Annotated in this window: 17 protein-coding genes; 8 read left to right on the forward strand and 9 right to left on the reverse strand. The window is 68.7% G+C overall.

The window, feature by feature from the left end; all coding sequences use genetic code 11:
* Window positions 1-57 precede the first annotated feature (57 nt).
* From LQD00_RS16690 to LQD00_RS16710, 5 genes are all read right to left on the reverse strand, one after another.
* Entirely contained in the window at window positions 58-1,056 is a 999-nt protein-coding gene (locus LQD00_RS16690; protein ID WP_232718262.1) for an NAD-dependent epimerase/dehydratase family protein, read from the reverse strand.
* The gene (locus LQD00_RS16695; protein ID WP_232718263.1) at window positions 1,053-2,108 is read right to left on the reverse strand and encodes a phosphotransferase family protein; all 1,056 of its coding nucleotides are present in this window, start codon (window positions 2,106-2,108) and stop codon (window positions 1,053-1,055) included. The genes LQD00_RS16690 and LQD00_RS16695 overlap by 4 nt, the downstream gene beginning before the upstream one ends.
* Window positions 2,105-3,187 carry a TIGR03857 family LLM class F420-dependent oxidoreductase gene (locus LQD00_RS16700; RefSeq protein WP_232718264.1) on the reverse strand — a complete coding sequence of 361 codons (1,083 nt, stop codon included), beginning with the start codon at window positions 3,185-3,187 and terminating at the stop codon, window positions 2,105-2,107. The genes LQD00_RS16695 and LQD00_RS16700 overlap by 4 nt, the downstream gene beginning before the upstream one ends.
* Before the next feature lie 4 nt (window positions 3,188-3,191).
* Window positions 3,192-4,781 (reverse strand): fatty-acid--CoA ligase FadD1, encoded by a 1,590-nt coding sequence (gene fadD1, locus LQD00_RS16705; RefSeq protein WP_232718265.1) that lies wholly within the window; start codon window positions 4,779-4,781, stop codon window positions 3,192-3,194.
* A 231-nt stretch (window positions 4,782-5,012) separates the two neighbouring features.
* Window positions 5,013-5,474, reverse strand: a complete 462-nt coding sequence (locus LQD00_RS16710) for a hypothetical protein (protein ID WP_232718266.1) — start codon at window positions 5,472-5,474, stop codon at window positions 5,013-5,015.
* A 103-nt stretch (window positions 5,475-5,577) separates the two neighbouring features.
* Here LQD00_RS16710 and LQD00_RS16715 point away from each other — a divergent pair, with 103 nt between their 5' ends.
* The 5 genes from LQD00_RS16715 (at window position 5,578) to LQD00_RS16735 (ending at window position 10,608) form a co-directional block, all read left to right on the forward strand.
* Window positions 5,578-6,519 (forward strand): PaaI family thioesterase, encoded by a 942-nt coding sequence (locus LQD00_RS16715; protein ID WP_232718267.1) that lies wholly within the window; start codon window positions 5,578-5,580, stop codon window positions 6,517-6,519.
* Between the two features lie 179 nt (window positions 6,520-6,698).
* Window positions 6,699-7,502: a TIGR03084 family metal-binding protein gene (locus LQD00_RS16720; protein WP_232718268.1), complete on the forward strand. Its 804-nt coding sequence runs from the start codon at window positions 6,699-6,701 to the stop codon at window positions 7,500-7,502.
* A gap of 67 nt (window positions 7,503-7,569) precedes the next feature.
* The gene (locus LQD00_RS16725) at window positions 7,570-8,733 is read left to right on the forward strand and encodes an acyl-CoA dehydrogenase family protein (RefSeq protein WP_006866119.1); all 1,164 of its coding nucleotides are present in this window, start codon (window positions 7,570-7,572) and stop codon (window positions 8,731-8,733) included.
* A 47-nt stretch (window positions 8,734-8,780) separates the two neighbouring features.
* Complete coding sequence (locus LQD00_RS16730) at window positions 8,781-9,953, forward strand: acyl-CoA dehydrogenase family protein (protein WP_232718269.1); 1,173 nt, start codon at window positions 8,781-8,783, stop codon at window positions 9,951-9,953.
* Window positions 9,954-9,963: 10 nt separating this feature from the next.
* On the forward strand, window positions 9,964-10,608 hold the full coding sequence (locus LQD00_RS16735) for a TetR/AcrR family transcriptional regulator (RefSeq protein ID WP_232718270.1): 645 nt from the start codon (window positions 9,964-9,966) through the stop codon (window positions 10,606-10,608).
* 99 nt (window positions 10,609-10,707) lie between these two features.
* Here the strand turns inward: LQD00_RS16735 and LQD00_RS16740 are convergent, their stop codons facing one another.
* Window positions 10,708-11,334: a Pr6Pr family membrane protein gene (locus LQD00_RS16740; protein WP_232718271.1), complete on the reverse strand. Its 627-nt coding sequence runs from the start codon at window positions 11,332-11,334 to the stop codon at window positions 10,708-10,710.
* 112 nt (window positions 11,335-11,446) lie between these two features.
* On the opposite strand from LQD00_RS16740, the gene LQD00_RS16745 reads away from it, so the two are divergent.
* The gene (locus LQD00_RS16745; RefSeq protein WP_232718272.1) at window positions 11,447-13,528 is read left to right on the forward strand and encodes an FUSC family protein; all 2,082 of its coding nucleotides are present in this window, start codon (window positions 11,447-11,449) and stop codon (window positions 13,526-13,528) included.
* 37 nt (window positions 13,529-13,565) lie between these two features.
* Here the strand turns inward: LQD00_RS16745 and LQD00_RS16750 are convergent, their stop codons facing one another.
* Both LQD00_RS16750 and LQD00_RS16755 read right to left on the reverse strand, forming a co-directional pair.
* Window positions 13,566-14,684, reverse strand: coding sequence for an NDMA-dependent alcohol dehydrogenase (locus LQD00_RS16750; RefSeq protein ID WP_232718273.1), 1,119 nt, complete (start codon window positions 14,682-14,684; stop codon window positions 13,566-13,568).
* A 52-nt stretch (window positions 14,685-14,736) separates the two neighbouring features.
* Window positions 14,737-16,233: an aldehyde dehydrogenase family protein gene (locus tag LQD00_RS16755; RefSeq protein ID WP_232718274.1), complete on the reverse strand. Its 1,497-nt coding sequence runs from the start codon at window positions 16,231-16,233 to the stop codon at window positions 14,737-14,739.
* A gap of 260 nt (window positions 16,234-16,493) precedes the next feature.
* Here LQD00_RS16755 and LQD00_RS16760 point away from each other — a divergent pair, with 260 nt between their 5' ends.
* The gene (locus LQD00_RS16760) at window positions 16,494-17,645 is read left to right on the forward strand and encodes an HPP family protein (RefSeq protein ID WP_232718275.1); all 1,152 of its coding nucleotides are present in this window, start codon (window positions 16,494-16,496) and stop codon (window positions 17,643-17,645) included.
* Window positions 17,646-17,659: 14 nt separating this feature from the next.
* On the opposite strand, the gene LQD00_RS16765 is transcribed toward LQD00_RS16760, so the two are convergent.
* Window positions 17,660-19,330 carry a sigma-54-dependent Fis family transcriptional regulator gene (locus LQD00_RS16765; RefSeq protein ID WP_232718276.1) on the reverse strand — a complete coding sequence of 557 codons (1,671 nt, stop codon included), beginning with the start codon at window positions 19,328-19,330 and terminating at the stop codon, window positions 17,660-17,662.
* A gap of 23 nt (window positions 19,331-19,353) precedes the next feature.
* On the opposite strand from LQD00_RS16765, the gene LQD00_RS16770 reads away from it, so the two are divergent.
* Window positions 19,354-20,274 (forward strand): exodeoxyribonuclease III, encoded by a 921-nt coding sequence (locus tag LQD00_RS16770; RefSeq protein ID WP_232718277.1) that lies wholly within the window; start codon window positions 19,354-19,356, stop codon window positions 20,272-20,274.
* Window positions 20,275-20,432 lie beyond the last annotated feature (158 nt).

The raw sequence follows: 20,432 nt of genomic DNA on the forward strand, positions 1-20,432 counted from the left end.
CAGAAGATCCTCGGCAACTGGTTTCGATACAGTCCTCGCCTGGCGGCTCGGACCTACTCAACCAGCAGAAGGTGCAGGTCGCTTACGCTCCAGCCAGAACCTGGCGCCTTCGGCGATCGCCTCGGTGACGGGCCGCGGGTGCCAGCCCAGATCGCGTTCGGCCTTGCCGTGGTCCATCTCGGACATGAAGTGCATCAGCCGCACCGACGGCACGGTCAGCTGGACGGGCTTGCGGGTGATGGCGGCCCGCGCCAAGCCGACCGCACCGGCTGCGTAGAGCGCCGCCCGGTTGAGCACGAGCCGGGGAGGTTCCCGGCCGGCGGTGCGGGCGGCGATCTCCACGATCTCGCCGGTGTCGAGAAACCGCTCGGCGACGATGTAGCGTTCGCCCACCTCACCTCGCTCGGCCGCCAGGACGAGTGCGCGCGCCGCGTCGTCGATGCCCACCGACTCGGCTCGGCAGCCGCGAATGGTGAACGGCAGCTTGCCGAGTGCCGCACCGGCGACGAAGGAACCATGGGGAGTGGGTTGCCAATCGCCGGGACCGTAGGTGTTGGCGACACACAGCGCGACCCCCGGCACCGCCCCGTCGCGGGCGCGGTCCAGCAGTAGGTCCTCGGCGGCGACACGGCTCTTCACGTACTCGGGTGCGTGGTCCGCCCAGTTGAAGGCGTCGTCCTCGGTGGCCCGGCGCCCCTGCACCCGCCCGATGGTGGCGGCAGTGCTGGTGAACACGAACTTGCGCAGCGGCTGACCGGCGGCGACATCGAGCACCGCCCGCAGGGCGTCGACGTTGGTGCGGTACAGCGGTGCCGGGTCCCGCAGCCACGCACGGGTGTCGACGGCGCAGTGGAAAACCACGTCGCAGCCGTTCATCGCCGTGCGCACCGAGGCGGCGTCGAAGAGGTCGCCGGTGGCGTGGTCGAAGTCGAGGCCGGACAGTGTGCGGAGATCGCTGGTTTCTCGCGTGAGGACGCGGACGTCCTCGCCGTTCTCGACGAGCTGTCGGACCAGTCGGGAACCGAGGAAACCGTTGCCGCCGATGACGAGCTTCATCGGCCGGCCAGACCACCCGGCACGAGGTCCTCGATTGCGGCTGCGCTGCGCGACAGCATTGCGTAGAACATGGCGGTGCCGCGTTCGGTGGGTTGCGCGGCGGCCGAACCGAAGACGATGATCAGCGGTGCCTGGATGAGGTTGGCGACGTAGTCGTCCCAGCACTCGTCGAGCGTGTAGTCGGCGACTCCTTCGGTGACGACCGCACGGTGATACGACGCGACGATGCCTCGCTCGTGTTTCCGACGATCCTCGGTGGTCAGGCTGGTGCTGAGCAGAAAGGCGATGTCGCGCAGCGGGTTACCGGTGGTGATGGTCTGCCAGTCGATGACGGTGACCTCGCCGGACGGGCCGAACAGCACGTTGTCCACACGGAGGTCGCCGTGTATGAGTGCGGTGTTCCGCAGTGGCGCGACGAGCCAGTCGCCGGCCTCGCGGACCAGCCAGTCGATGGCGGCAGAACTCCGTGCGTCGGGGGAGAATCGGTCGCGGTAGACGTCGGCCATCGGCTCGAGGATCGACTCCATCATCTCGCGTTCGGCGGCACCGGGAAGCGGCATCTCCTCCAGCAGCGCGGCGTCGTTCCAGCGCGGTGCGTGCAGACCGGCAGCGGCCACAGCGACCGACTCCGCCTGAGCAGGTGTACATCCGATGATCTGATCGCCCTGGACCGCCTCGTCGATGTCCTCGAGTAGGAGTACGAACTCGGTGCCGGGATCGGAGATCGTTGCCGCGTAACACTGCGGCATCGGGACGGTGAAACCGGCGGCCAGATCGCGGTAGAAGCGGACCTCGTTGCGGAACACCCCGGACCCGAACTCCCGCTGCTCGGGCGCGCCGGTGGCCAGCTTGGCGACCATGGTGTCGGGGAGGTCCGTGGGACCGGAGTGCTCGAGTTTCAGGCGATAGGACCCGGCCATCTGTCCGGTCCCGACGGCCTCGGAGGTCACCGCGGTGATCGCCGCGTCGTGGCCGTTCTCGCCGAGGAAATCCGTGAGCCACGTCGCCGTGAGTTGCTCGACGCTCGTGGGTATCTCGAGGGTTTCCGTCACGAGGGCATCCTTCCGGGGTTGGCCGGTAGTCCGACCGCGCGGTCGGGACGAATGTCGCGGTACGCCGAGACCACCGGCGCCAGTTCGGTCGGCGTCGCGCCATGCAGGATCACCGAGTCGACGCCGAGGTCGAACTGTTCGGCGACCGTCTTCGCGCAGTCCGACGGCGACCCGGTCGCGGAGTCTGCTACCCACCCCTCGGGGATGGTCTCGGCCAGTTCGGCGAGTTCGTCGTCGGTTGCGGTGGCATCGATCGGCCCGCGGGCGCCGGTGAAAGCGGTTGTCGCGCGAACGCGTTCGAGGTCGGCGGGATCCCACTGGTTGGCGCCCATGAGCTGGTCGGGGTAACCCTGCAGGTAGGTCGCGAGGCGCCCGTACAAGCGGCGCATCCGGTCGGCCGGGTCCAGATCGTCGGACACCGTCGCCACCACCGACCAGATCCGGATCGACGCCGGATCGCGGCCGGCACGTTCGGCTGCATCGCGCACATGCGCGACGGCCCGCCGGGTGGCGTCGGCGCTGAAGTACGTGTGCAGCACCACGCCGTCGGCGATCTCGCCGGCCAGCTCGAGTGTCCTCGGACTCATCGTCACGAGCAGGATCGGCGGAGGGGAGTCCAGGGTCACCCCGAGGCTGAGAAACGGGTACGAGCCGACGGGCCCGTCGTGGCCGACGACCATCTCGCCGGCCCACAGCCTGCGGAGCAGCCCGGTGATGTCGCGTAGCGCCGCGCCGGTGACGAGCGGGACGCCGAGGATCTGCCATTGCGGGGTGATCCCGCGTCCGAGTCCGAGAGCGAAACGGCCGCCGGACACCTCGGCCAGGGTGGCGCCCATCGTCGCGGTGACGATGGGGTGCCGGGTGTTGTGGTTGGTTGCCGCCGTGGCGATCCCGAGGTTCTCGGTGGCTCCGGCGAGGGCGCCGCACAGGGTGGCCGCGTCTTTGACGTTGAACCGTTCTGACACGAAGGCCGTGCCGAGTCCGATCTCGTCGGCGAACCGGGCCTCGCCGGCGAGCTCGCGCGGGGCGACCGGGTGGCGGGACAGTGCGTAGTACCCGAGCTCGGTGAGCTGATCCATGTACTCAGGCGCTCGCGCTGACGGCCTCGCGGTATTCCTGCGACCGCGCCTCGCGCACCCAGAGGGTGCCGTCGCCGGCGGTCGCACCTTCCTGCTTCAGGGTGCGCTTGAGGATCTTGTTGGTGGCGGTGGTGGGCAGGTCGTCGGCGATCCGGACGTACCGTGGCCAGGCCTTCGGGGACAGGTCCGCCTGCGCGGCAAGCTGTTCGGCGAAGGACTCCGGACTCAGTTCGACGCCGTCCTGGAGTACGACGGCGGCCATCACGGCGTCACCGACGTGTTCGTCGGGCACCGCGTACACCGCGACACGGTTGAGCTCGGGTACCCGGAGGAGGATTCGCTCGATCGGCCCGGCGGCCAGGTTCTCACCGTCGACCCGCATCCAGTCGCCGGTACGGCCGGCCAGGTAGATCCATCCGTCGGCGTCCTTGTAGGCGAGGTCGCCGGACCAGTACATCCCGTGACGCAGACGCTCGCTGGTGGCGTCGGAGTCGTTGTAGTACCCCATGAACATCCCGCCGCCCTCGACGTTCACCAGCTCGCCGATCGCCTCGTCGGGGTTGAGAAGTGCTCCGGTGTCGTCGAATTCGGCCGTCGGACACTCGGTGATCGTGGAGGAGTTGTACACCGCGACGTTGGGGAAGCCGCGGCCGATCGAACCGTGCGGGGTGCCCGGTTCGCGGGTGATGATGATCGCGAGCTCGGTGGAGCCGAACCCGTCCCAGACCGTGCAGCCGAAGCGGCGCGAGAACTCGTCGATGTCCCGGTCGGTGGCCTCGTTGCCGAACGCGACGCGCAGGGGATTGTCGGCATCGTCGGGCTTCTCCTCGGTGGCGAGGATGTAGGCGAGAGGCTTGCCGACGTAGTTCATGTACGTCGCGTTGTAGCGGCGGATGTCGTCGAGGAAGGTCGACGCGGAGAACTTGGCCGGTGCGATCGCGGCACCGCCGCACAGTGCGACGCAATAACCACCCATCAGCGCGGCGCTGTGGAACAGCGGCATCGACAGGTAGCAGACGTCGCCGGGTCCGATGTCGTACTTGTCGGCGAGGACGGGGCCGGCGAACGGGATCATCATGTGCGCGAACTGAACCGGCTTGGGGTTGCCGCTGGTGCCCGAGGTGAAGATCAGCATGAACGTGTCCATCGCTCCCGGCACGGAGTGCGGGGTGAGGTCACCCGCCCCGGCGATGAGGTCGGTCCACTGGGAGGTCGAGGTGTCCAGGACCGTCACGCCGGGGAGTTCCAGGCCCTCGAGAAGGGGGCGGTGTTCGGCGTCGGTGATCAGGATCTGGCAGTCGGCGCGCAGGATGTCGGCGGCCAGGCCGTCGCCGCGTCGGGTGTTGTTGATGCCGGCGGTGACGTAGCCGCCGAGGGCTCCGGCCGCGAGGGCGATGAGCATGTCCGGGGTGTTCCCCAGCAGGGTGCCGATGTGCATCGGTCGAGAGGCGTCGGCCACGGACAGTATTGCGGCAGCGGTCTTCTCCGCATCGCGGACGTACTCGCGCCACGTCCAGCGGCGTCCCTCGTAGGTGATCGCCAGGTTGTCGTCGTCGGCTCGTGCCTGGAGGAGCTGGGTCACTGTCTCGGCCATGCGGCCAAATCTAGAACGTGTTCACCAGGTGCGTGTACAGATCTGAAATATTGTCTACTGCGCCGCGTCGGAGACGCCTGGGTGTGGCCGTCGGAGACGCCTGGGCATGACAGTCCGAGACGCCTGGGCAGGACAGTCGGAGACGTTCGCGCACCACGGCCGGGGTCCCCGGAAACAACTCGGTCGGGGACGCCGAAGCGTCCCCGACCGAACAGGTGTTGCTGTCTGCTGCTAGCGCTTGAACGAGCCGCTACCGGGCACGACGGTGAACGTGCGGTCGTTCTTGCCGATGATCGTCGTGGTGAACTCGATCGAGCCGGCGCCGGTCGCGAGGGCCACGCCGTCCGACGGGCGTGCGTCGCTGCAGGCGTCGAAGACGTCGCTGCCGGACCGGCCGGTGGACTTGTTGGTCCAGCTGATGCCGACGCGTGCGTCCTTGAGGTTGGTCGCGCAGGCCTCGGTCGGCGTCGTGTTCAGTGCGACCTGGGTGACACCCGGTTCGGTCGCGGATGCGAGGATCGAGGCGAGGAAGCCTCCGCTGACGCCGTTCGAGCCGACGGTGATGCCCGTGTTCGGGACCTGTTCAACGCTCAGCGCCTGCTCACCCGGGGCGGCCTGCGCGGTCGCAGCGCCCAGCGTCATCGCACCGAATGCCGCAACGGCTCCGAGTCCAGCAATGGTCTTGCGTCCCATGTGTATCTCCCGTCACTTTGGACACTTCGAATCCACAGCGTACGGGAGTGATGTTGGACTCCTCAAGGTGAGGTCGGCGGCATTCTGCTGATACAGAAGACGTATGAGCGATCCGCATCACGCCGAGTCATCGAACCCGGGGCCACACGACCCGCTGTCCGCCTTCCATCTCGGCGACCTCGCCGTCGAGGGCAAGGGCGTGCGCGCCGCTCAGTTGCTCTGCTCGCAGTTCGCCGACCATCGCGGCCTGATCGAGCTGCCCGCGCTCGCCGTTCTGTTCGATCACTGCGGCGGCATCCCGTTCCATCGCACCCACGACGACCCGGCGGCCGCCACGCTGCAGGCGCGGTTGTCGTTGTCGACGCACGGTCGCGCGAACATCGGTGACCTGCTCGCGGCGCGTGCCGAGGTGGTGATGCACGACGACGGCTGGGGCTCGACATACGTCGAGATCCGCTCCGGGGCAGGGCAACTGTGTTGTGTGGGCACCGCCCGCAATGTTCGCGTCGGGCGTGCACTGACGGGTCAGACTCCGTCCACCGAGATCGGGATGGCGATGCCCGGCTGCGACGACGACCACGGCGTGACGCTCCCGGCCGCCATCCCCGCGGATCTGACCGGGCGGGCGGTGGTCGAGGAGATCGCCACCAAGCAGCGAGATCCCGGACCGATGGTCGAGATGCTCAACGGGACGGTCGAGGTGCTCGACGGGACCACCGAGCGCGACGCCGGCATCCGGTTCCGCAGCGCCACCGACCCCTGGATGGGCAACATGTTCGGCACCATGCACGGCGGCGTCATCGCGACGATCGTCGGCCAGGCGGGCTCCTTCGCCGGGCACCTGCACGCCGGGGCAGGGCAGGAGTACTCGATCGGTGACATGGCGATCGGCTTCTACCGATCGCCGGCGGTCGACGGCAGCGAGGTGACCGTCGAGGTGACGCCGATCAAGACCGGGCGTCGGATCTCCTCGTTCGAGGCGACCATGACCTCATACGACGACGTCTTGCTGAGCCGCGCGACGCTGGACGTCCACTACCACTGAGGGCGGGGCACCTCCGTTCCGAAACCGCCCCTGAGCTGCACCCCCTGTAGCGAGGCTGTCGACATATCGCCGGCGGACCCGCTCCTGAGGGTGGATCGCAGGGGCGGTTTTCTGTGCGTCGACGAAGAAACAATCAAGCACGCTTGATTCTTCTGCGGTCCTGTGTGACGCTATGGCGCATGACCGATCGAGCAGCGGCCGTTTACGGCGTCGTGGCAGACCTCGAAGCCGAGTCCGACCAGCTCGATGCACTGGTCGCCGACCTCGACGACGCGGGATGGGCCACGCCCACACCAGCCCCGGGGTGGACCATCGCCCACCAGATCGCGCACCTCGCGTGGACCGACGAGGTCGCCGCCATCGCCGCGACCGATCCCGACCGCTTCACCGAGCTGGTGACCGAGGCCCTGCAGAACAGTCCCGAGACCTACGTCGACGATGCCGCCGAGGCCGGGGCGGGTGCCCCGGTGGAGGAGATCCTCGCCGGCTGGCGGCTCGCGCGAGCGAAGCTGGCGGACGCGCTCCGGGAAGTGCCCCAGGGCGTGAAGATCCCGTGGTTCGGCCCGCCGATGTCGGCGGCGTCCATGGCGACCGCGCGGCTGATGGAGACCTGGGCGCACGGTCTCGACGTCGCCGACGCCCTGGGGGTGACGGTGCTGCCCAGCGACCGCATCCGCCACGTCGCGCACATCGGCGTGCGCACACGCGATTTCGCCTACATCGTCAACAACAAGGTCCCGCCGGCCGAACCGTTCCACTACGCCCTCACCTCGCCGTCGGGTGAGCTGTGGACCTGGGGCCCCGAGGACGCGTCGAACATCGTGCGCGGCTCGGCACTGGACTTCTGCCAGCTCGTCACCCAGCGACGTGCCGTCGCCGACCTCGACCTGGAGTTCGTCGGCCACGACGCGCTCGAATGGTCCGGTATCGCACAGTGTTTCGCCGGCCCTCCGGGAGCCGGCCGCGAACCGCGCGGCGCCTGAACGCAGCGTCGAACCCTCTGCTCGATCCACACCATCTCTCACCGTCACATCACCTAAGGAGCCTCGGGTGCCCATTGCCAGCCCCAACGTCTGGGACACGCCGGAACGTCTCGAACTGCGTTCGATGGTCCGCAAGTTCGTCGAGAAGCACATCCTGCCCTTCCAGGACGACTGGGAACGCGACGGCGAGATCCCGCGTTCGCTGCACCTCGAAGCCGCCAAGCTCGGCCTGTTCGGCCTCGGGATCCCCGAGGAGGTCGGCGGTTCCGGCGGCGACATCATCGACACGACGATCCTCGCCGAGGAACTGCACTACGCCGGTGCGGCCGGCGGCATCTTCTCCGGCCTGTTCACCCACGGCATCGCCCTGCCGCACCTGATCGCCGCCGGAGATCCGGAGCAGATCGACCGCTGGGTCCGCCCGACCCTCGCCGGTGAGAAGATCGGCTCCCTCGCGATCACCGAGCCCGGCGGCGGCAGCGACGTCGGCCACCTGACCACCAAGGCCGAGCGCGACGGCGATTTCTTCGTCGTCAACGGCTCGAAGACGTACATCACCTCGGCTGTCCGGGCCGACTTCGTCGTCGCGGCCGTCCGCACCGGCGGACCGGGCGCCGGTGGCGTCTCCCTCCTCGTCATCGACAAGGACACCCCCGGGTTCACCGTCACCCGCAAGCTCGACAAGATGGGCTGGCGTTGCTCGGACACCGCGGAGCTGTCCTTCGTCGACGCACGCGTCCCGGTGAAGAACCTCGTCGGCCCGGAGAACTCCGGATTCGCCCAGATCGCCATGGCTTTCGTGACCGAGCGCTCGGGTCTGGCCGTGCAGGCCTACGCCAGCGCCCAGCGATGCCTCGACCTCACCGTGCAGTGGGCCCGCGACCGCGAGACCTTCGGCAAGCCGATCATCGCGCGTCAGTCGGTCCAGGACACCCTCACCGAGATGGCGCGTCGCATCGACATCGCCCGCGTCTACACGCGTGCAGTGGTCGAGCGGAAGGTGACCTCGCACGACGACCTCATCGCCGAGGTGTGCTTCGCCAAGAACACCGCGGTCGAAGCCGGAGAATGGGTGGCCAACAAGGCCGTTCAGCTGCACGGTGGGCTCGGTTACATGACCGGCACCGAGGTCGAACGCCAATACCGCGACATGCGCATCATCGGCATCGGCGGCGGCACCACCGAGATTCTCAACGGTCTGGCCGCCAAGCGACTCGGCTTCCACGCCTGAGCCGACGCCAACATCCGAACCCGAAACGACACAGAGGAAAAGACGCGATGACAGCCTTGGAGAACCCCTTCGTCGAGACCCCGGAGCGCGCCGCGCTGCGTTCCGCGGTCGCCGGTCTGGCCGCGAAGTACGGCCAGGAGTACTTCCGGGAATGCGCCCGCGAGGGACGCAAGACCGATGAGCTCTGGCAGGAGGCGGGCAAGCTCGGCTTCATCGGCGTCAACCTCCCCGAGGAGTACGGCGGCGGCGGTGCCGGCATGTACGAGCTCGCGATCGTCATGGAGGAGATCGCCGCCTCCGGTACCGGCCTGCTGATGCTGGTGGTCTCGCCGGCCATCTGCGGCAACGTGATCGCACGTTTCGGTACCGACGAGCAGAAGCAGCGCTGGCTGCCGGGCCTCGCGGACGGCTCGATCACCATGGCGTTCGGCATCACCGAACCCGACGCCGGATCGAACTCCCACAACATCACCACCACCGCCCGTCGTGACGGTTCGGACTGGCTGTTGTCCGGTCAGAAGGTCTACATCTCCGGTGTCGACCAGGCGCAGGCCGTCCTCATCGTGGCGCGCACCGAAGACGCCAAGACCGGCAAGCTGAAGCCGGCGCTGTTCATTGTGCCGACCGACGCAGAGAACTTCTCCTACACCATGATCGACATGGAGCTGCAGAACCCGGAGAAGCAGTTCCAGCTCTTCCTCGACGACGTCCGGCTGCCCGCCGACGCGCTCGTCGGCGACGAGGACGCGGCACTCAGCCAGCTGTTCGCCGGCCTGAACCCGGAACGGATCATGGCCGCGGCGTCGGCCGTCGGCATGGCACGCTTCGCGCTCGACAAGGCGGTGGCCTACGTCAAGGAGCGCACCGTGTGGAAGGCGCCGATCGGCGCGCACCAGGCAATCGCACATCCGTTGGCGCAGGGCAAGATCGAGCTCGAGATGGCCAAGCTCATGATGCAGAAGGCCGCGACGATGTACGACGCGGGCGACGACTGGGGTGCCGCCGAACCGGCGAACATGGCGAAGTACGCCGCCGCCGAGGCCGCGGTGAAGCTCGTCGACCAGGCCGTGCACTCGATGGGCGGCAACGGGCTGACCACCGAATACGGCATCGCGCCGATGCTGAGCCTCGTCCGCATCGCCCGCGTTGCACCGGTCAGCCGCGAGATGATCCTCAACTTCGTCGCGCAGGCCAGCCTCGGCCTTCCGAAGTCGTACTGAGGTAGCACCGATGGTGTCCGCGCGAGTGTCGTCGAATCGTCGTGAACCGCAGCAGGAACGCTCACGCCTGACGCGTGAGCGTCTGCTGCGGGCGACGATCGACGCGCTCGCGGCGGACGGCTGGGCGGCGGCCACCGTCGCCGCGGTCGCCGAACGCGCCGGCGTCTCACGAGGTGCTGCGCAGCACCACTTCCCGACACGGGAGTCGCTCATCACCGCTGCACTCGAGCAGGTCTTCGACGACCTCACGACGGCCGCGGACAGCAAGTTCGGGGCGGCGGCCGCGCCGGACGAGCAGATCACCCCGGCGCGGGTGCTGGCAGCCGTCCAACGCGTGGTCGACGTCTACACCGGAACGGAATTCAAAGCGGCCCTGCAGGTGTGGGCGGCCGCGGCCTCCGATCCCGCTCTGCGCACCCTGATCCTGCCGTTGGAGGCGAAGTTCGCCCGTGCGGCCCATCAGCGCACGATGGCGGCGATGGGGGTCTCGCCGGCCGACGAAAAGGGGCATCGTCTCGTGCAGGCGACCCTCGACTTCGCGCGCGGGCTCGGCCTGGCCGACACCCTGACCGACGATTCGGCGCGTCGTGCGCAGGTCGTCGACACCTGGTGCGAACAGATAGCCGTCGCATTGGGTGCGGACGGGAAGGCCTGACTCGAAGAGTCGGGGTGTTGTCTCACCGGGCTTTCGAGGCTCGTCGCTGCGCTCCTCGCACCTCAGGCAGCAGAGCTGGGTGCGTTGCGTTCTTTCGGATCAGGCGGCAAAGGGGGACGGGGTCACGTCCCTCGAACGTCCTCGTGTCCCGACCCAGTAGACGCCGAAGGACATGAGCGTCATACCGACGAACACGACCACCAGCGAGATGGTCATCGAGACATAACCCTGCTCGCGCGGGTCGAGGAACGGGTACGGGTACCAGTCGACGATGGGGCCGCGGATCAGCGAGTAGATGCCGTACACCAGCGGGATGGCCAGCCAGGTCAGCCAACTGCGTTCGGGAAGCCGCTTGGCGCGCACCAGAGCCCAGTCCACCAGCATCACGAGCGGGATGATGCGGTGGAGCACGTCGTTCACCCAGCTGTAGGTGACGTCGACGTCGACCCCGCTGAGCAGCAGCGCGTAGACGATGCCGGTGATCACCATGCAGGTGGTCACCGCCCCGCGCACCCACTCCCACATCGGTCCGGTCGGGGCGAGCAGCCCGCCGACGAGCAGGACCACAGCGGCGGCGATGTTGCTGAGCACCGTGAAGTAGCCGAAGAAGTTCCCGAGCGAGAAATCGGCATCGCCCCACCGCACCGCGACCTGATAGATCAGGGCGGCGGCACCGAGAGCCGCGAAGACGATGCGGAGAACACGAATCCACCAGGTCGCTGTCACACGCTGATTGAAGCACCGGGATCACGCGCCGCGCATGCACCCCGCCGTCGGTGGCACGAACATGCGTCGCCGCCCTCCTGCGATCCCACGCGGCGATGAGAAGATTCCTCTCATGGCGCCGCCCTTCGCACTGACCGCACCGCTGACGACGCACGATCCGGGTGCGGCGAGGTTGGTCAAGGCCGCGCGCGGTGCGTCGGCCGTCGCCATCGGTGCACTGGTGGTCCTCGCGATCCGGTCGGTGGTGAGCATCCCGGTCGCGGCGGAACTGTCGGCCGGCTTCCTGTCGCTGTGGGCAACGGTCGGCGCGGTCAAGGACACGACCGCGCGGGCCCGGATCGTCACGACGGTCGCGCTGCTCGTCCCCGGCTTCGCGGCGGCACTTCTCGCGTCCCTGTTGCATCCGTGGCCCGCGGCGCGGGCGGTCGCCTTCGTCGCGATCGCCGGTCTCGCCGCCTGGACGACGCGCTACGGGCCGCGGGGGAGTGCGCTCGGCTTCTTCGGGTTCTTCGCCTTCTTCTTCGCCGTGGTGATGGGGGCCGACCTGCACACGTTGCCGGTGCTGTGCGGCCTCGTCGTCATCGCCGTGGCGACCGCACTCTTCGTGCGCCTGGTGCTGATCCCCGACCGGCCAGGCGAGGAACTCGGGCGCCTCCTGCGGAGCGTGGAGATCTGCGCCGACGACCTGCTCCGGGTCGCGAGTGAACCGGAGACCGGGCAGCAGCGTGTGGCGGCGGCGGTGACACGACTGTCGGCCGCGACGAGCGCGGTCGCCGGATGGCAGAAGAACTACGACGCCGCTCAGTACACGGATCTGGATGACACGACCCTGTCGCGCCGGGTCTCGATGCTGCATCTGTCGAGCGAGCAAGCAGCCTTCCGGGTGGCCGAGCGCCGCGCGGATCCCGCCGTCGCCCAGGCGGTGTCCCGGGTTCGCGACGCACTGAGGTCGCCGGGTGATGCTGCCTCCTCGGCGCTCGTCGGGCCGGACCCGACCATCGAGACGTTGCGTATCGTCGTGTCGGCCACGGCCGATCTGCGCTCGATCACCGTCGGACACCGAAAGTCGACCACGCCCCGGACATCGACCGGGGCGGCATCGACCGGTGAGGCGCCGACGCCGACGACGAAGGCACCCAGACCCGACACCACCCGATTCGCACTCCAGGTCATGGTCGCCTGCTCGGTGGCACTCGCCGTCGGCGAGCTCATCTCGGCGAGCCGCTGGTATTGGGCGGTGCTCAGCGCCTTCATGGTCTTCAACGGGATGGCCACTCGCGGAGCCATTCTCACCAAGGCCGTCAAACGCGTGCAAGGCACCGCGGTCGGGCTGGTGATCGGCGTCGCCGCCGTGCTGATGATCGGCGAACACCCCGTCGTGCAGTACGTGATCGTGGTCTGCGCGGTCTTCTTCGCCTTCTATCTCGGTGCGATCTCCTACACCTGGACGATCCTCTTCATCACGATCGTCCTCACCAACAGCTACGACCTGCTCGGTGTCCTGAACCGCCATGTCCTCGAGTGGCGTATCGAGGAGACCCTCTGCGGTGCCCTGGTCGGCGCGGCCGCGGCCTTCCTCATCTTGAGCACGCCGACCTCACCCGTCCTCGACACCAAGCTCCGGGCGTACTTCGACGCCCTCGTCGAGATGGCCTCCGTCGCGTTGCGCAGAGGCGAGAACCGGCCGGGGGAGGCCGATTCCGACGCGGCGCTGGCCGCCGTACGGGTGCTCGACGGGGCCGAGGCCGCGATGCTCGACACCGCGACGTCTGCGGTGTTCTCGCTCAGCCGGTTCCACCGATCGATGTTGCGTCGTCTGCGGCCGCACCTCCACGAGACGACACGCGAGGCAAGGGGACTCGCGTGGTCGGCGATCGGTCTGACGCGGTCCGCCGACCACACCGGGAGCAGCGATCGAGTCGACCCGGAGAGCGAACAGGATCTCGTCGACGAACTCCGGGGTGCCGCCGACGCGACGGTGTCGGCGATCGAACACGGCGGTGCCGGGGCGTCGACGATCGGCAAGCTGACGAAAGACGTCAAGGTCGAGAACACCGTCCATGCGACGGAGCCCGCCGACGTCTCACCGGCCCGGCAGGCCCGACGGACCATCGCATCGGTGCAGCGCATGCGCGAGGCGATCGCCGGGCCCGCCGGCACTTCTCGTACAGACGAACAGCTCGCCGACGAGTGACCCGCCGACGAGCTGTTCGCGTGTTCCGGTCATCGGCTCATTCGCCGTGGATGATGACCCCGCGCAGGTTCTTTCCGTCACGGAGGTCCTGGTAGCCCTCGTTGACCTGGTCGAGGGTGTAGGTCGTGGTGACCAACTCGTCGAGCTTGAGCTGACCCTGATCGTAGAGACGCAGCAGCTTGACGATGTCGTACTGCGGGTTGGCCGAGCCGAACAGGCTGCCCTTGATCGTCTTCTGGTTCAGCGTCAGGTCGGTGCCCGACACGTGCACGGTGAGCTTGGCGGGATCGGCGAGCCCGGTGATGACCACCGTGCCACCCTTGCCGACGACGGCCGTCGCGTTCGACACGACCTCCTCGTCGACCGTGCCCACCAGGATGAGTGCCTGGTCGGCGCCCTGTCCCCAGGTGAGCTCGTTGACCTTGGCGGCCGCCTCCTGCGCGTCGGCAAAAGCATGTGTCGCACCGAACTTCAGTGCGGCGTCGCGCTTCATGGCGACCGGATCGACGACCACGACGAACTTGGCACCCGCCGACACCGCGCCCTGGACGGCGTTGATGCCGAGACCACCGATGCCGTAGATCACCACGGTGTCACCGGCACGCACACCGCCGGCGTACACCGAGGTGCCCCAGCCGGACGGCACACCGCAGCCGACGAGCACGGCCTTGTCCAGCGGCAGCCAGTCGTCGACCTTCACCACCGAGTGCTGGGAGATGGTGGCCCGCTCGGAGAAGGTGCCCAGCATGCACATCGCACCGAAATCGTCCTTGCCCGAATGGAATCGGAAGGTGCCGTCGGGCATCGATCCCTCGAGGATGGTCGCGCCCATGTCGCACAGGTTCTGTCGTCCCGTCGAGCAGTACCGGCAGGTGCCGCAGTTGGGGATGAAGCTGCACACGACGTGGTCGCCCGGCTGCACCTTGGTCACGCCGGGGCCGACGGCCTCGATGATCCCGGAGCCCTCGTGACCACCCACGATCGGATAGCGCGGCGGCAGGTCGCCGTCGGTGAGGTGGAGGTCGGAGTGGCACAGACCGGCAGCGGTGTACTTGATCAGAACCTCACCCTCGCGGGGCTCGTCGAGGTCGAGTTCGACGATCTCGAAGGGCTTTCCGGGGGCGGTGAGAACAGCGGCCTTGGTGGTCAGTGTCATGTTGTGCTCCTTTGCACTTGGGGGAAACTCTGGAGGTAAGCGGGACGGCCGGTCACAGCGCGATGTTCACGGCCTTCGTCTGCGTGTAGAGGTCGATGGCCGAGGAGCCGAGTTCGCGGCCCCAGCCCGACTGCTTGTAACCGCCGAAGGGCATCGCGGTGTCGAAGCCGTTGTACTGGTTGACCCAGACCGAACCGGCCTTGATCTGCCGGGCGGTCCGATGGGCCTTCGACAAGTCGGTGGTCCAGATGCCCGCGGCGAGGCCGTAGATGGAGTCGTTCGCGGCGGCCGCGACCCCGGTGTCGGCGTCGAAGGGCAGTGCGGCGACGACCGGTCCGAAGATCTCCTCCCGCACGATGGAGAAGTCCGGCTCGACGTCGACGAACACCGTCGGTTCGATGAAGAATCCCTCGTCGCCCCAACGCTTTCCGCCGGTCAGCGCACGGGCTCCGTCGGCGATACCGGCCGCGAGATAGCCGGACACGCGGTCGAACTGTTCCTGACTGACCAGCGGACCGAGTTCGGTGGCGGGATCGAGGCCCGGCCCGATCTTCGCCTGGGATGCCGCTTCGGCGACCGCCGCGGTGAAGTCGTCGAAGATGGGGCGTTCGACGAAGAGTCGGGTGCCGGCGACGCAGCACTGGCCGTGGTTGAACATCCAGGCGGCCACCGAGCCGGCGACGGCCTTCTCGAAGTCGGCGTCGGCGAAGACGATGTTGGGGCTCTTGCCGCCGAGTTCGAGCGACACCTTCTTGAGGTTGCCCTTGGCCGCCTCGACGATCTTCTTGCCGACCTCGGTGGAGCCGGTGAAGGCGATCTTGTCGACGTCGTCGTGGGCGGCGAGGGCGGCGCCGGCCTCGCCGTAACCGGTGACGATGTTGACCACGCCCGGCGGGAACCCGGCCTCGTCGAAGATCTCACCGAGCAACAGTGCGGTGAGCGGTGTCTGCTCGGCGGGCTTGAGGATGACGGTGTTGCCCGCGGCCAGCGCCGGTGCCAGCTTGAAGGCGGCCATCAGCAGCGGGAAGTTCCACGGGACGATCAGCCCGCACACCCCGACCGGCTCGCGGAGGGTGTAGGCGTGGAACTCGCCGCCCGGCACGAACGGCATCGAGACGTCGACCGTCGAACCGGTGATCTTGGTGGCGAGGCCGGCGTTGTAGCGGAAGATGTCGGCGGACCAGGCGGTGTCCACGGCAGCGGCGATGGTCGCGGCCTTGCCGTTGTCGAGTGCTTCGAGCTGACCGAACTCGGCTGCCCGTTCGGTGAGCAGATCGCCGACGCGCCACAACAGCCGTTCGCGTTCGTTCGGCTTCACCCGCGTCCACGGGCCGGAGTCGAAGGCCTCGCGGGCGGCGCGGACCGCGCGGTCGATGTCGGTGGCGTCGCCGTGGGCGACCGAGGTGAGGGGACGGGCGGTCGCGGGGTCGAGGGTCTCGAACGTGCGGCCCGACGCCGACCACACCCACTCACCGCCGATCAGCATCGGACGGTCGGAGCCGATGATGTCGCGGACCTTCGGTAGCAGTTCGGTGGCGACTGCGGTCATGAAAACCTCCTGGTGAAGCGCTCGACGTCGGGGGCGGATCGAGCGGATCGAGATGAGACGGTCAGGCGTGATCTGGGTCATAGCTGTGACCTGACTCATTTCTGCCACCTATCGGGGTGGTTGCCGTGTCCAGAAACTGAACACCTCCGGTTTGTCCTGAACGGCTGCCGTGAACAGGAGGTCGGGGAAAGTGCGCGGCGCGACGTCGCTAGCGTGTCCGGGGGCGGCGATGGCCGCCCGTTCACGCAGAGAGGGACCCGATGGCAGCGCGCATGGCCGATCGTCTCCGCGGTGTGCTGCAGGCGTGGGGTCCGTCGGGGGCGTCGGTGTCGCCCCGCGAGGCGGTGCGTGCCGGGGTCGGTTCGACCCTGGGCCTCGGACTGGTCGGCCTCGTGCTCGCCACGTCCGGAGTCGACCTGACGACGGGCCTTTTCCTGATCGCGCCGTTCGGGGCGTCGGCGGTCCTGCTCTTCGCCGCGCCCAACAGTCCGCTGGCCCAGCCGTGGTCGGCAGTGGTCGGCAACACCGTGTCGGCGTTCGCCGGCGTCGCGGTGACCCTGCTGGTCTCGCCGAGTCAGCTGCGGGTCCCGCTCGCGGTCGGTGCGGCGGTGTTGGCCATGGTGCTCTGTCGCGCGGTGCATCCACCCGGAGGTGCGGTCGCGATGACCGCCGGACTCAGCCCGGACCTGGTCCACGCCGTCGGGTTCCGGTTCGCCCTGGCTCCCGTTGCCGTCGGGACGATCGCGCTGGTTGCGCTCGCGGCGGTGTACGCACGCCTGACCGGGCGCCGGTACCCGGCTCGCCGGTTCGACGACGAGTCCTCGGCCACCGCGCGGATCGGGCTGGACGAGGCCGAGTTGACCGACATCCTCGACCGGTACAGCCAGTCCCTCAACCTCGGGGTCGCCGACCTCGCGCGTCTCATCGGGGCTGCCGAACTGCAGGTCGCCGGACACCGCGCCGACCCGCTCGTCGCCGGTGACGTCATGTCCCGGGACCTCGTGACGGTGGGCCCGGACTCGACCCTCACCGAACTGGCCCAGATGTTCGACACCCACCGGTTCACCTCGCTACCCGTGGTGACGCGCGGCGGCCGGTTCCTGGGGGTCGTCTTCCAGATCCATCTCGTCTCCCGGCTACGCGGGGGTGCGGCACGACGCGGCCCGGACCGCATGTTCGGTCGGTTGCTGCGCCGGGACGGCAGCGTTCTCACCGCAGCCGACGTCATGGACACGACCTTGCCGATCGCGTCGCCGGACGCTCCGGTGACCGCGGTGCTCCCGATGCTCGCCGGCAGCGATTGCGACGCCGTGCCCGTGCTCGACGGGGACCTGTTGGTCGGCATCGTCACGCAGACCGACCTCATCGCCGCGCTCGCCCGGCAGACCCTGGCCGACCCGCTTGTCGACTGACGTTCGGCCGTCGCCTAGATGCCGAGTGCTCGCATCCGTGCGTACAGCGTGGTGCGACTGATCCCGAGGTCCCGTGCGGCGTGGACCTTGTTGCCGCCGGCTCGGTCGAGAGCATCGACGATGGCGGCGCGCTCGGCCTGCTCCCGTCCCGAGAGATGGGCTGCCCGACTGGTCGTGCGGTAACCAGACGGCAGATCGGCCGCCTCGATCACGCGTGCCGTCCGAGTCCGGCACGCAGCCGCGGCGTCACGCAGGACCGCGATCAGCTCGGTGAAGTTGCCCGGCCAGTCCTGGCTGAGCAGGGCGTCGGTCGCCGGTCCGGACAGGGTGAGTTCCGGATCGACATCACCGAGGGCGCCGCTCGCGATGGCCGCGAGTTCCGAGCTGCGGTGGCGAAGGGGCGCGGGATCGACGCGTCTCGCGCAGCGACCGAGCAGGGCGGCGACCGCGGGTGACGCCTGCGCGCGAGGACCGCTGACGAGGATCAGGGGAGACGCCGCCGGCGTCGACGCGGTGGCGCGGGTGAGCAGCGCGATCGACCGGTCGTCGAGGAGGTCGACGCCGTCGACAACCAGTGGGACGCCCGACGATCTGGCCCGCCCGAGGTCGGCGATGACGTCCACCTGCCGGCCGTTGATCAGCTGGTCGGCGACGTCGACCACGACTGCTGCGCACTCGGTGTCGACCGCCTCGGGGTCCGAGGTCTCTGCCGCCAGCTCGAGGGCCAGCGTCGTGCGCCCGGTACCGGGCTCACCGGACACGGCGATGGTCGTCGACGACGCCCGAACCGTGGCCGAGCGGGTCGGCGTCGGCGTGAGGAGGGGACGGAAGCGGAACAGCGCGGCGCCGCGGGTGCCGGCCACCGGTTCGACGGCGATCTCGGCCTCCGCACCCGAGACGAGCGTCAACGGCAGCGTCGTCGCGCGCAGCGCCGGGTCGGTGGCGATCGCTCGGAGCGCGCCGATGTCGGTGGGGGAGAGCAGTTCGGCGGCCAGGGCATTGGTGAGCTGCAGGTCGTCGCCGATCGCGGCCACCGCGACGTCCCGGCGCGGGGCGGCGCGCTGGAAGGCGTCGAGCACGCGGCGCTGGTGCGCCCGCGACCGGTCGAGGAGACGGTCGGCGATGTCGGCCACGATGCCGTTGACGACCGGCACCGCGAGCGGGTTGATGCGGTCGGCGATCTCGGACATGCAGATGATCCCGGCCAGACGTCGCGTCGTGGGATGGATGATCGGCTGTCCGAAGCAGCTGATCGACCGGAACTGCTCGAGGTAGTGCTCAGAGCTGTTGACGATCACCCCGCCGCGCGTCTCCGCGGGTGTCCCGAGCGCGGTGGTCCCGACCATGTCCTCGCCGAACGGGACCCCGGGCGCCGCGCCGATCGCGTCGAGGCTGCGTTCGACGGTCGTCCCGAACGCCACCCGCGTCACCATGCGGCACTCGTGGTCGACGAGGAGCAGGGACACGTCGGTGCCGGCGAGACGGGCCGCCGCGTCGTCGAGGACAGGACGCGCCGCGTCGAGCAGCGGGTCGGCGGAACCGATGTCGTGCAGACGCGCGGGGGTGTTGTCCTCCGGTCGTACTCCGGACAGCGCGGACCGACGCCAGGAGTGCTCGATGACAGGGCGATGCGGCGTGCGATCGGGACGGGACGGGAGAGTGTCGATGAGACCAACGTGACACACATCACCGACGAAGGAAAGCCCGGATGCCGCGTCGGATCGTCGTCGGTGCGTCGTACTACCGTGGGCCCATGCGCGTCGCGACCTGGAACGTGAACTCGGTGAAACAGCGGATTCCGCGCCTTCTCCCATGGCTCGACGAACGACGCCCAGACGTCGTCTGCCTGCAGGAGACCAAGCTCTCCGACGACGCCTTCCACGAGGTTCTCGGCGCCGATCTCGCCGAACGCGGTTACGAGATCGCGCACGCGGGGCAGGGCCAGTGGAACGGTGTCGCGCTGCTCTCACGGGTCGGGCTCGAGGACGTGCGCGTCGGTTTCGACGGCATGCCCGGCTATCCGACGCCGGAGACGCTCGAGGCCCGTGCGGTGTCCGCGGTGTGCGGCGGTCTGCGCATCCACTCGCTCTACGTCCCGAACGGTCGCAGCCCCGACTCCGATCACTACACATACAAGCTCGAATGGCTCGCCGCTCTCGCGAAGGCGGTCGCCGACCCGTCGACGACGCTCCTCTGCGGCGACATGAACATCGCCCCCGCCGACGCAGACCTGTTCGATCCCGACGCCTTCGCCGGGCACACGCACGTCACCCCTCCGGAGCGCGCCGCGCTCGCCGAGTTCGCGGCCCTGGGGCTGCGCGACGTCGTCCGCGACCGTTGGCCGGACGACCGGGTCTTCAGTTACTGGGACTACCGTGCCGGAATGTTCCACAAGGACCTGGGCATGCGGATCGACCTGATCCTGGCGGGGGAGTTCGCCGCCGGCCGGGTCGAAGCAGCGTGGATCGACCGGAAGGCGCGCAAGGGCAGCAAGCCCAGCGATCACGCCCCGGTCATCGTCGACCTCGACGAGGCACCCGACGGAGACATCGGGCCGGTGGTCCCGCCCCCGTCGAACCCGGCGAAACCCGGTGCCGCGAAGGTCAAGCTGCCCCAGACCCCGGAGTGACCCCGCTCACTATATTCAATTGATCTGTGCTGCAATGTGATTCAGCAGCATGCGGCACAGGATTCGCCTGTTGAGACGATTGCGGGCGCATGTCTCTTCTCCGATATGATCACCGCGGCCCGAGTACGGGCCGAAGTTCCTCGTGAGAAAGAGAATTC

Source organism: Gordonia metallireducens, assembly GCF_021245825.1.
In the GTDB taxonomy this organism is placed as follows: Bacteria; Actinomycetota; Actinomycetes; order Mycobacteriales; family Mycobacteriaceae; genus Gordonia; species Gordonia namibiensis.